Raw genomic sequence first — 11409 nt, forward strand, 5'->3', positions numbered from 1 at the left:
GTTTCCGCGGCCTGGATACGCTGGACCGCGTGCCCGCCGATCCATCCGCTGCCCGCAACGACGCTGCCCGCAACGACGCCGCCCGCAACGACGCCGCCCGCAACGACGCCGCCCGCAACGACGCCGCCCGCAACGACGCCGTCGTCAACCTGAGCAAGCGGCGCGGTTTCGTCTTCCCGTCGAGTGAGATCTACGGCGGCAGCCGTTCGGCGTGGGACTACGGCCCGCTCGGCGTCGAGCTGAAGGAGAACGTCCGCCGCCAGTGGTGGAAGGCGATGGTCACCGGCCGCGAGGACATCGTCGGCCTGGACTCCGCCGTCATCCTCGCGCCGCAGGTGTGGGAGGCGTCCGGCCACGTCGCGACATTCTCCGACCCGCTGACCGAATGCCAGCATTGCCATCGCCGCTACCGCGCCGACCACCTGGAAGAGGACTTCGAGGCGCGCAAGGGCCGCGCGCCCAAAGACGGGCTCACCGAGGTCGCCTGCCCCAACTGCGGCACCCGCGGCCAGTGGACGGAGCCGAAGCAGTTCAGCGGCATGCTGCGCACCTACCTCGGCCCAGTCGAGGACGAGTCCGGCCTGCACTACCTGCGGCCGGAAACCGCGCAGGGCATCTTCGTCAACTTCCTCAACGTGCTGAACACCTCGCGCAAGAAGCCGCCCTTCGGCATCGCGCAGACCGGCAAGAGCTTCCGCAACGAGATCACGCCGGGCAACTTCATCTTCCGCACGCGGGAGTTCGAGCAGATGGAGATGGAGTTCTTCGTGCCGCCCGGCTCGGACGAGGAATGGCACGAGTACTGGCTGCAAGAGCGGTGGAACTGGTACGTCGGGCTCGGCATCGACCCGGACAACCTGCGCTACTACGAGCACCCGAAGGAGAAGTTGTCGCATTACTCGAAGCGCACCGTCGACATCGAATACCGCTTCGGCTTCGGCGGTTCGGCGTTCGCCGAGCTCGAGGGCATCGCCAACCGCACCGACTTCGACCTGTCGACGCACGCCGAGCACAGCGGCGCGAACCTCACCTACCTCGATCCGGCGACGAACGAGCGGTACACGCCCTACGTCATCGAGCCGGCGGCCGGGCTCACCCGCGCGGTGCTCGCGTTCCTGCTCGACGCCTATGTCGAGGACGAGGCGCCCAACGCGAAGGGCGTGCTGGAGAAGCGCACCGTGCTGCGCATGGACAAGCGGCTGGCGCCGGTCAAGGCGGCGGTGCTGCCGCTGTCGCGCAACGCCGACCTGTCGCCGAAGGCGCGCGACCTCGCGGCCGCCCTGCGCAAGCACTGGAACGTCGACTTCGACGAGACGCAGGCCATCGGCAAGCGGTACCGCCGCCAGGACGAGATCGGGACGCCGTTCTGCGTCACCGTCGATTTCGACACCCTCGACGACGACGCCGTCACCATCCGCGAGCGCGACAGCATGACCCAGGAGCGGATCGGCCTCGATGGCGTCGTGCCCTACCTGGCCGCGCGTTTACTGGGGTGTTGACCATGTGTACGTTGAGTGTATGACGCGCACAAACATCGACATCGATGACGAGCTGATCACGGAGATCATGTCGACCTACCACGTGCCAACGAAGCGGGCAGCGGTAGACCTCGCACTGCGCATGGCTCGACGACCGGCGCCGATGACCCGCCAGCAGATGCTGGCGATGGAAGGTGTCGGCTGGGAAGGCGACCTGGACGCGATCAAAGGCGGTTTCCGGCCGGCGGGCGAATGATCACCTTGATCGATTCGTCCGCGTGGATCGACTACTTCCGCGACGCGGACTCGCAAGGGCGGTCGAGCGTGCGCCGCGTGCTGGCCGACGACGAAGCTGCCACCACTGACGCGGTGCGGCTCGAAGTGCTCGCCGGCACCTATCGCGGACCCACGCTGCGCGAATTGACCAGCTTCCTGGATGGGTGTCACGACCTGGGCCAGCTCGCGCGCGTCGATGTGGAGTCCGCAGTGCAGATCTACCATCGTTGCCGGCGAGCAGGAGAGACGGTTCGTTCCCTCAACGACTGCCTGATCGCGGCTGTCGCCCTGCGTCACGAGGTTCCCGTGCTGCACAACGACCGAGACTTCGATGTCATCGCCGAGTTCAGTGACTTGCGGGTGCTTCGAGCGTGACCGCGCTGGCCTTCGCGCCGCTCGTGCTGTCCGAGCGTGTCGTGGCGGACCCGCCGGTGGTGCTAGCCCCGATGGCCGGCATCACCAACACCGCGTTCCGCCAGCTGTGCCGCGAGGCGATGGCCACCCGGCTGGACGCCGACCAGGTCGGCGGTCTATTCGTCAGCGAGATGATCACCACTCGTGCGCTGGTCGAGCGCAACCCGAAGACGCTGCGGCTGATCCGGTTCGCTGCTCACGAGACTCCGCGTTCGATCCAGCTCTACGGCGTCGACCCGGCGGTCGTCGGCCGAGCGGTGCAGATGATCGTCGATGAAGACCTCGCCGACCACGTCGACCTGAACTTCGGCTGCCCGGTGCCGAAGGTGACGCGCAAGGGCGGCGGGTCCGCGCTGCCCTGGCGGATCGGGCTGTTCGACGACATCGTCCGGGCTGCGGTGCGTGAGGCGCGCGGCGCGATCCCGGTGACGGTGAAGATGCGGGTCGGCATCGACGCCGACCACGTCACCTATCTCGAGGCCGGCCTGCGCGCGCAGGACGCCGGCGTCGCGCACGTCGCGCTGCACGGCCGCACCGCGGCGCAGTTCTACGGCGGGCAGGCTGACTGGTCGGCGATCGCCGCGCTGGTCGACGCCCTCGACATCCCGGTGCTCGGCAACGGCGACATCTGGGAGGCCGACGACGCGCTGCGGATGGTCCGCGAGACCGGCTGCGCGGGCGTGGTCGTCGGCCGCGGCTGCCTCGGCCGACCGTGGCTGTTCGCCGACCTCGCCGCGGCCTTCGCCGGCCGTCCCGAACGCGCCCGGCCCGCGCTCGGCGAGGTCCGCGCGACGATGCGGCGGCACGCGCAGCTGCTCGCCGACTGGCTGGGGGAGGAGCGCGGCGTCACGGATCTGCGCAAGCACGTCGCGTGGTACCTCAAGGGCTTCGCCGTCGGCGGCGACCTGCGGCGCTCGATGGCCTCGGCGTCCTCGCTCGCCGAGCTGGACGACCTGCTGGACGGGCTCGACCCGGCGCAGCCGTTCCCGGCCGACGTCCTCGGCCAGCCGCGCGGACGGACGTCCGGCGCCCGGGCCGTCTCGCTGCCTGAGGGCTGGCTGCGCGACCGCGAGTCCCGCGCCGTGCCGGCCGGCGCGGAGACCGAGCACAGCGGCGGCTGATCGGCAGACGATCAGCTTTTCCGGCCGGAGCGCTGCTGCGCGCGCCGCGGAACGTCTCTCCTACCGGAAAACGTGATCGACTCAGGACTCGGCGCCGGTCTGGGCTCAGCAGGACTTGTAGTAGTAGCCGCGGTGGCCGCGCGGGACGAGCTCGCGGTCACGCAGGATGATCGACATCTTCTTTCCGTGCGCGGCGCAGGCCCGGCGGTACGCGGCTCGGCCGTTGTCGGTGTACTCGATCTCGAGCACGTGCCGGCCGTACACCCGCGTGTAGGCGCCGCATTCGCGGTACACCGCGCACTCCTCGGCGATCGCGAAGTCGAAGCCGATCGACCGACGCCCCGCCCGCCCGAGCTGCGGGGTGTTCTTCTGCGCGATCGCCAGCCCCAGCCGGTGCGCGGACGCGGTCAGCAGCCGGGCCAGCGCGACAGCGCCGCGGCGGTGCAGCATGCCCCGCGAGCGGGTCCACGAGTCGAGGTTGTCCGGCTCCACCGCCTGATAGCCATGGGCTCGGCAACCGCGAAACCAACGGCCGACGATTCGCGCGATCGCGGCGCGCTTCGCCGCGGTTCGGGTGTCGAGCAGCACCTCGTCCGGCCAGCCCGGGTCGTGGACGTAACGGCCGCCGGCGGTGCGCAGCAGCAGCGACTTGTGCCGCCGTTGCCAGAACCGCAACTCGCCGGGTTGGGTCTGGAAGCCGTTGACGTAGCAGATCGAGTAGCGTCCGCGAGCCGGCGGATCGGTGCGGTCGCGCTCGACCACGGTCACGCCCCGCGGCGGGCGATACGCGCCGCCCAGCTGGTAGTCGAAGCGCGCGTTCACCGGCGGAAGCGCGACTCGGCCGCCCGCGCGCGCCGCGCCCGCGCGCGCCGTATCCCCGCGCGCCGCGCCCGCGCGCGCCGCATCCCCGCGCCCGGACGCGTCCGCGCGCGCCGCCACGCCCGCGAACACGAGCGCGCCAACCGTCACGATCACGACGACGACCAGCGCCACCCAGCGCGAGCGGCCTTCTCCTGGTTCCGTGCCGTCGAATTTCGGCCGGATTCCGAACCCCACGGAACCAGGAGAAGCGGATCGCCACACAACCTTGGACGTGCCGGCCTACGGGAAGGCCGGCACCATCTCCTTGCGCCGCTGGATCTCGGCCTTCTGCTCTTCCGGCATCTTGTACGGACCGGGCTTCGGCCGCGGGCCGCCGCCGGGCAGCGACAGCCGCAAGATCGTGCGCTGAACGGTGCCCCACTGCTTGCCGAGGCGCCCGGTGTTATAGGGCAGGCCGTACTCCTCGCAGATCTCGCGGACGCGAGGCGCGATCTGGGAGTACCGCGAACTCGGCATGTCCGGGTAGAGGTGGTGCTCCACCTGGAAGGACAGGTTGCCGCTCATCACGTGGAAAAGCGGGCTGCCGTCGATGTTCGCCGAGCCGATCAGCTGCCGCACGTACCAGCCGCCGCGGGACTCGTCCGCGACCTCTTCCTCGGTGAAGGTGAAGGTCTGGTCCGGAAAGTGCCCGCAGAAGATGATCACGTTCGACCACACGTTGCGCACGACGTTGGCGATCGCGTTCGCCGCGAGCGTCGACTTGTAGCCCTTGCGGCCGGACAGCGCCGGGAAGGCGATGTAGTCCTTCAGGATCTGGCGGCGGCCCTTGCGGCCGATCGCCTTCAGCTCGTCCCAGACCTGCTTCTTCGACTTCTTGCCCTTCTTGATCGCGTCGAAGTCGAGGTCGTGCAGCGCCACACCCCACTCGAACAGCGCCATCAGCACGATGTTGCCGATGGGCTGCAGCAGGTAGGCCGGGCTCCACGGCTGGCGGGGGTCGACGCGGAAGATCTCGTAGCCGACGTCCTTGTCCTTGCCGAGCACGTTGGTGAACGTGTGGTGGACGTAGTTGTGCGAGTGCTTCCACGCGGCCGCGGGCGAGGCGGTGTCCCAGTCCCAGGTGGAGGAGTGGATGTTCGGGTCGTTCATCCAGTCCCACTGGCCGTGCATGACGTTGTGGCCGATCTCCATGTTCTCGAGGATCTTGGCGATCGACAGGCCGACGGTGCCGACCAGCCAGGCCGGCTTGTACCGGGAGAACAGCAGCACCGCGCGCGACATGGTGATCAGCCGGCGCTCCAGCGTGATCATGTTGCGGATGTAGCGTGCGTCGGTGTCGCCGAGGTCGTTGAAGATCTCGTCGTGCAGGGCGTCGAACTTCTTGCCGAGCTCGTCGAGCTGCTCGTCGGTCAGTGTGTACAGCGGATTAGCTGGGTCGTACGGCTCCGCAGGCAGTTTCGGCATGCTGAACCCCCTCCTGTGATAGGTCGATTTAAAGGTCGATCTCGATGTGGCCTTCGGGCGCGCTGATGCAGGTGCGCACCATCTGCCCGCTGGCCTCGGTCACCGCGCCGGTTCGGACGTCGCGGACCGCGCCGTCCTGCAACCGTCCGACGCAGGTGTGGCAGATGCCCATGCGGCACCCGAACGGCAGCTTCGCGCCGGCTTCCTCGCCACCGACGAGGATCGAGACGCCGGAATCGCACTCGGCCTCGCAGTCGGAGACCCGGAAATGCACCGTGCCACCGGACCCGTCGCCGCCGCCGTTGCCGAAGACCGGCTGGAAGCGCTCCTCGTGCAATTGCTTGGCCAGGCCCTCGTTCTCGTAGCGCTCCTCGACCGCGTCGATCATCTCGCGCGGGCCGGAGACGAACGCCTCGCGCTCCTGCCAGTCCGGCGCGTGCCGATCGAGGTCGTCCGGGACGAAGCGCGGCATCTCGCCGGTGTGGACCTCGACGAGACGGTAGCCGGGGCGCCGCTCGGCGACCTTGCGCAGCATCCGGCCGAAGATCATGTCGTCGGGTCCGCGGCAGCTGTGCACGTGCACGACGTCGTTCAGCGCGCCCCGCCGCTCGAGTTCGCGGATCATCGACATGATCGGCGTGATGCCGCTGCCGGCCGACAGCATGAGCAGCTTGCCGGGCAGCGGGTCGGGCAGCGTGAATTCGCCCTCGATCTCGCCGAGGTAGACGCGCTGGCCAGGCTGCACCTGCTGGCAGAACACCGGCGACATGCGGCCGCCCTCGGTGTACTTGACGGTCACGCTGACGACGCCCTCGGGATGCCCGGGGTCGGACGTGATCGTGTACGCGCGCCAGTGCCGGATGCCGTTGATCTCCATGCCGATCCGGAGGTACTGGCCAGGCAGGTGTTTCGGCCAGTCGAAGTCCGGCTTCACCACGATCGTCGCCGCATTGCCGTGATGGCGCATGATGCGCAGCACGGTTCCGGTCACCTCGCGGGTGGACCAAGTGGGCTTGACCAGCGCGAAATAGTCGTCGGGCAACAAGGGCGTGGTCAGGGCTCGGCCGATCTTCGAGACCTGCTGACGCACGAAGGACACGCGCGGGGTCGCGCCGGTCTCGACCAACATCGCCTCCAAAGGCTGCAAACACCCGACCTACTGACCCAAACATTTCGGTGCACGACTGTCAACTGAAGTTGTGACCCGTGCCCCGTCCGAACCGCTGCGGGCCGGTGGGATCTAGGCTCTCCCCACCACGGACGACGGAGGCCCCAGATGCCCGCAACGAACATCTATTCCCCCGATCGGGCCACGAAATACGTCTTCGACTTCGCCGAGGGCAATAAAGAGCTGAAAGACCTCCTCGGCGGCAAGGGCGCGAACCTCGCCGAGATGACGAATCTCAAGCTGCCGGTCCCCCCGGGCTTCACGATCACCACCGAGGCGTGCCAGGCGTACTTGCGCAGCGGCCGGGAGCCGGAAGACCTCGCCGACGAGGTCACCGAGCACCTGACGGCGCTCGAAGAGACGATGGGCAAGAAGCTCGGCCAATCCGACGACCCGCTCCTGGTGTCGGTGCGCAGCGGCGCCAAGTTCTCGATGCCCGGGATGATGGAGACCGTCCTCAACATCGGGCTCAACGACCAATCGGTGCGCGGCCTGGCCGCGCAGGCCGGCGACGAGCGGTTCGCCTTCGACTCCTACCGCCGGCTGATCCAGATGTTCGGCAAGACCGTCCTCGACATCGCGGGCGAGCACTTCGAAGACGCGCTGGACGCCGCCAAGGCCGCGCGGAACACGAAGAACGACCTCGACCTGGACGCCGAGGACATGCGCAAGCTCGTCGAGACCTACAAGGAGGTCGTCGTCGAGCGGGCCGGCCGGCCGTTCCCGCAGGAGCCGCGCGAGCAGATGGACATGGCCGTGCGCGCCGTGTTCGAGTCGTGGAACACCGAGCGCGCCGTCATCTACCGGCGCCAAGAACGCATCCCGGCCGACCTCGGCACCGCCGTCAACATCGTCGCGATGGTGTTCGGCAATCTGGACATGCAGTCCGGCACCGGCGTCGCGTTCACCCGCGACCCCGCCTCCGGCGCCCAGGGCATCTACGGCGACTACCTGCAGAACGCGCAGGGCGAGGACGTCGTCGCGGGCATCCGCAACACCGTCCCGCTGGCCGACCTGGAGCAGCTGGACAAGCGCTCCTACGACGAGCTGCTGTCGATCATGAAGATCCTCGAGGAGCACTACCGCGACCTGTGCGACATCGAGTTCACCATCGAGCGCGGCAAGCTGTGGATGCTGCAGACCCGGGTCGGCAAGCGCACCGCCGGCGCGGCGTTCCGGATCGCCACCCAGCTCGTCGACCAGGGTCTGATCGACTTGGACGAAGCCGTGTCGCGGGTCACCGGCGCGCAGCTGGCGCAGCTGATGTTCCCGCGCTTCGACGAGACCGCGAAGCGCAAGAAGCTCGCCCGGGGCATGAACGCCTCGCCGGGCGCGGCGGTGGGCAAGGTCGTCTTCGACTCCTACACCGCGGTGAAGTGGTCGCGCTCGGGCGAGTCGGTGATCCTCGTCCGCCGCGAGACCAATCCGGACGACCTCAACGGGATGATCGCCGCGGCGGGCATCCTCACCTCGCGCGGCGGCAAGACCTCGCACGCTGCGGTGGTCGCCCGCGGCATGGGCAAGACGTGCGTCTGCGGCGCGGAGACGCTGGACGTCGACACCAAGGCCCGGGTGCTGCGCGGGCCTGGCGGGGTGACGCTGCACGAGGGCGACGTGATTTCCATCGACGGCACCAGCGGCGACGTGTTCCTCGGCGAGGTGCCGGTCGTCGACTCGCCGATCGTCGAGTACTTCGAGACCGGCGAGGTGGGCAGCGGCGAGGACGCCGACGAATTGGTCGTCGCCGTCGACCGGCTGATGAAGCACGCCGACGGCGCCCGCCGGATGTCCGTGCGGGCCAACGCCGACAACCCGGAGGACGCCGCGCGGGCGCGTCGGTTCGGCGCCCAGGGCATCGGGCTGTGCCGCACCGAGCACATGTTCCTCGGCGAGCGGCGCCATCTGGTCGAGCGGCTGATCCTGTCCGACACCGATGAGGATCGCGACCGCGAGCTCGCCGAGCTGCTGCCGCTGCAGCGCGAGGACTTCGTCGGCATCCTCGAGGCGATGGACGGCCTGCCGGTGACCATCCGGCTGCTCGACCCGCCGCTGCACGAGTTCCTGCCGGACATCACCGAGCTGTCGGTGCGCGTCGCGGTGGCCGAGGCGCGCGGGGAGAAGCGCGAGGGCGACCTGCGAATGCTGCAGGCGGTGCACCGGCTGCACGAGCAGAACCCGATGCTGGGCCTGCGCGGCGTTCGGCTCGGCGTCGTCATCCCCGGCCTGTTCGAGATGCAGTCGCGCGCGATCCTGGAGGCCGCGGCGCTGCGGATCAAGGACGGCGGCGTGCCGCGCGTCGAGATCATGGTGCCGCTGGTGGCGAACGTGCAGGAGTTCGAGACCGTCAAGCAGGCGATCATCCAGGTGGCCCGCGACGTCCGCACCGAGACCGGCGTGCACCTGGAGTTCCTCGTCGGCACGATGATCGAGCTGCCGCGCGCGGCGCTGACCGCCGACGCGATCGCCGACGCCGCCGAGTTCTTCTCCTTCGGCACCAACGACCTCACCCAGACGACGTGGGGCTTCTCCCGCGACGACGTCGAGGCCGCGTTCTTCTCCGCCTACCTCGAGAAGGGCATTTTCGGTGTCAGCCCGTTCGAGTCCATCGACGTCGAAGGCGTCGGCGAGCTCGTGCGCATCGCCGCGGAGAAGGGCCGCTCGCACCGGCCGGGGTTGAAGCTCGGCGTGTGCGGCGAGCACGGCGGCGACCCGGACTCGGTGCACTTCTTCGAAGAGGTCGGCCTGGACTACGTCTCGTGCTCGCCGTTCCGGGTGCCGGTGGCGCGGTTGGAGGCCGGCCGGTCGATGGCCTCGGACTGATCGCGAACTCGTTCGGCGGGTAGGTTCGACGGCGTGTTCCGACGCCGTCCCCGCAGCGAGGAGACCGCCCAGCCGAGCCCCGCGCTGAGCTCGCGCCGCCATCAGCCCGGCGGCGCGACCATGGTGGCCCCGACGGTCGCGCTGGTGCAACAGCTGCTCGACGAGTTCGGCCTGCGGCACAGCGTCGACGACGACGGCGACCTCGTCGTGCGTTGGGAGAAGTGCAGCGTCTACTTCTTCTTCTACGGCGAGCGGCGCGAGGTGCTGCAGGCCCGGATGTACCTCAACCGGCGCTTCGACGTCGACAACCGCGCGTCGCTGACCCTGCTGCTCGACGAGTGGAACCGCACCAAGCTGTTCCCGAAGGCGTTCACGATCCTGCCCGACGACGGCATGGTCGGGATCTGCGCCGAGCACTGCTACGACTATGAGACCGGCGCCACCCGCGCGCAGTTCAAATACGCGATCGGGATGTGGATCGACACGCTGCTGCGCTTCTCCGACTGGATCGAGGAGCAGCTCTGAAGGACGGCCGACGATGACGGGTTGCGGGTGACCGGTTACGGCCCGTCGGCGCGGGCCCGGCTCGTCGCCGAGCCCGCCAAGCGCGCCGCCGCCGAGCGCTGGGCCGGCGAGCGCAGCGACTTCGCCCGGGACCGCGCGCGGGTGCTGCACAGCTACGCGTTCCGGCGGTTGGCCGACAAGACCCAGGTCGTCGTCCCGGGCGAGGACGACTTCCCGCGCACCCGGCTCACGCACTCCCTCGAGGTGGCGCAGATCGGTCGCGAGATCGCGCTCGCCCTGGGCTGCGACGCCGACGTGGTGGACGCCGCCGGCCTGGCGCACGACATCGGGCACCCGCCGTTCGGCCACAACGGCGAGCAGGCGCTCGACGCAGTGGCGCAGGAGTGCGGCGGGTTCGAGGGCAACGCGCAGACGCTGCGGGTGCTCACCCGCCTCGAGGTGCGGGCGCTGCGCGCGGACGGCGCGTCCGCCGGGCTCAACCTCACCCGCGCCGTGCTGGACGCGACCTGCAAGTACCCGTGGCCGCGGCGCGCCGGCACACCGAAGTTCGGCCGCTACGAGGCCGATCTCGCCGCCTTCGACTGGCTGCGCGCGGACGCCGTCGGTGACGCCGTCGGCGAGCGGCGCTGCCTCGAGGCGCAGGTGATGGATTGGGCCGACGACGTCGCCTACTCGGTGCACGACGTCGAGGACGGCGTTCACGCCGGGCAGATCATGGTGGGTGCGATCGGCGCCGGCGACCGCGAGCGGCTGTGCGAGATCGCCGCGCGGCGCCACCCCGGCATGTCCGCGGCCGAGCTCGCGCCGGTGCTCGACGCGCTGCTGGCCCTGGCGCCGCTGGTGGACCTGGGCGCGGCCGACGGCTCGTACCGCGCGCAGGCGGCGGCAAAGCGGGCGACCAGCGAGCTGGTGGGCCGCTTCGCCGGCGCCGCCGTGGACGCCACCCGCGCCGCCCACGGCCCTGGGCCGTTCGCCCGCTATGCGGCCGACCTGGTGGTGCCGGCCGAGATCGCCGCGGAGTGCGCGCTGCTCAAGGCGCTCGCCGTGCACTACGTCATGCACCGGCCGGGCATCGCCGAGCGGCAGGCGGAACAGCGCGCGCTGCTGACCCGGCTGGTCGACCGGCTGCGAGCCGGCGCGCCGGGCACGCTCGACCAGGGTCTGCGGGCCGACTGGCACGCCGCGCCGGACGACGCCGCGCGGTTGCGGGTCGTGATCGACCAGGTGGCGCAGCTGACCGACACCTCCGCCGCCGCCCGCGAGCACCGCCTGGCCGCCCGTTGACACCAAGGCAGGGGTCAGCGGCGGCGCCTAGACTGCG

At 69.9% G+C, this 11409-nt stretch carries 10 protein-coding genes; 7 read left to right on the forward strand and 3 right to left on the reverse strand.

Translation table 11 applies throughout. The annotated features are described in order from the left end of the window. Positions 1-29: 29 nt before the first annotated feature. The 4 genes from ACFFBG_RS00695 to dusB are packed head-to-tail and all read left to right on the forward strand — an operon-like array spanning position 30 to position 3289. The gene (locus ACFFBG_RS00695) at positions 30-1499 is read left to right on the forward strand and encodes a glycine--tRNA ligase (protein ID WP_375474598.1); all 1470 of its coding nucleotides are present in this window, start codon (positions 30-32) and stop codon (positions 1497-1499) included. Between the two features lie 19 nt (positions 1500-1518). After that, complete coding sequence (locus ACFFBG_RS00700) at positions 1519-1734, forward strand: type II toxin-antitoxin system VapB family antitoxin (protein WP_375474600.1); 216 nt, start codon at positions 1519-1521, stop codon at positions 1732-1734. Beyond that, positions 1731-2129, forward strand: a complete 399-nt coding sequence (locus ACFFBG_RS00705) for a PIN domain nuclease (protein ID WP_375474602.1) — start codon at positions 1731-1733, stop codon at positions 2127-2129. The genes ACFFBG_RS00700 and ACFFBG_RS00705 overlap by 4 nt, the downstream gene beginning before the upstream one ends. Beyond that, positions 2126-3289: a tRNA dihydrouridine synthase DusB gene (gene dusB, locus ACFFBG_RS00710; protein ID WP_375474604.1), complete on the forward strand. Its 1164-nt coding sequence runs from the start codon at positions 2126-2128 to the stop codon at positions 3287-3289. Before ACFFBG_RS00705 ends, dusB begins: the two co-directional genes overlap by 4 nt. A gap of 105 nt (positions 3290-3394) precedes the next feature. On the opposite strand, the gene ACFFBG_RS00715 is transcribed toward dusB, so the two are convergent. The 3 genes from ACFFBG_RS00715 to ACFFBG_RS00725 form a co-directional block, all read right to left on the reverse strand. After that, complete coding sequence (locus tag ACFFBG_RS00715; protein WP_375476179.1) at positions 3395-4228, reverse strand: endo alpha-1,4 polygalactosaminidase; 834 nt, start codon at positions 4226-4228, stop codon at positions 3395-3397. 162 nt (positions 4229-4390) lie between these two features. Further along, positions 4391-5575: a fatty acid desaturase family protein gene (locus tag ACFFBG_RS00720; RefSeq protein WP_375474606.1), complete on the reverse strand. Its 1185-nt coding sequence runs from the start codon at positions 5573-5575 to the stop codon at positions 4391-4393. 28 nt (positions 5576-5603) lie between these two features. Then, positions 5604-6704 (reverse strand): ferredoxin reductase, encoded by a 1101-nt coding sequence (locus ACFFBG_RS00725; RefSeq protein ID WP_375474608.1) that lies wholly within the window; start codon positions 6702-6704, stop codon positions 5604-5606. 147 nt (positions 6705-6851) lie between these two features. Here ACFFBG_RS00725 and ppdK point away from each other — a divergent pair, with 147 nt between their 5' ends. Genes ppdK through ACFFBG_RS00740 form a run of 3 tightly spaced genes read left to right on the forward strand, consistent with a single transcriptional unit; the run spans position 6852 to position 11372 of the window. Then, entirely contained in the window at positions 6852-9563 is a 2712-nt protein-coding gene (gene ppdK, locus ACFFBG_RS00730) for a pyruvate, phosphate dikinase (protein WP_375474610.1), read from the forward strand. A 33-nt stretch (positions 9564-9596) separates the two neighbouring features. After that, the gene (locus tag ACFFBG_RS00735) at positions 9597-10088 is read left to right on the forward strand and encodes a YbjN domain-containing protein (RefSeq protein WP_375474612.1); all 492 of its coding nucleotides are present in this window, start codon (positions 9597-9599) and stop codon (positions 10086-10088) included. 27 nt (positions 10089-10115) lie between these two features. Beyond that, the gene (locus ACFFBG_RS00740; RefSeq protein WP_375474614.1) at positions 10116-11372 is read left to right on the forward strand and encodes a deoxyguanosinetriphosphate triphosphohydrolase; all 1257 of its coding nucleotides are present in this window, start codon (positions 10116-10118) and stop codon (positions 11370-11372) included. Positions 11373-11409: the final 37 nt, after the last annotated feature.

It is taken from the genome of uncultured Jatrophihabitans sp. (assembly GCF_964251945.1).
Classification (GTDB): domain Bacteria; phylum Actinomycetota; class Actinomycetes; order Mycobacteriales; family Jatrophihabitantaceae; genus Jatrophihabitans.

Bases quoted from the DNA above. Each gene is read 5' to 3' on its own strand.
- ACFFBG_RS00700 (WP_375474600.1), top strand. From the start codon at position 1,519: ATGACGCGCACAAACATCGACATCGATGACGAGCTGATCACGGAGATC.
- ACFFBG_RS00705 (WP_375474602.1), top strand. From the start codon at position 1,731: ATGATCACCTTGATCGATTCGTCCGCGTGGATCGACTACTTCCGCGAC.
- ACFFBG_RS00720 (WP_375474606.1), bottom strand. From the start codon at position 5,575: ATGCCGAAACTGCCTGCGGAGCCGTACGACCCAGCTAATCCGCTGTAC.
- ACFFBG_RS00725 (WP_375474608.1), bottom strand. From the start codon at position 6,704: ATGTTGGTCGAGACCGGCGCGACCCCGCGCGTGTCCTTCGTGCGTCAG.
- ppdK (WP_375474610.1), top strand. From the start codon at position 6,852: ATGCCCGCAACGAACATCTATTCCCCCGATCGGGCCACGAAATACGTC.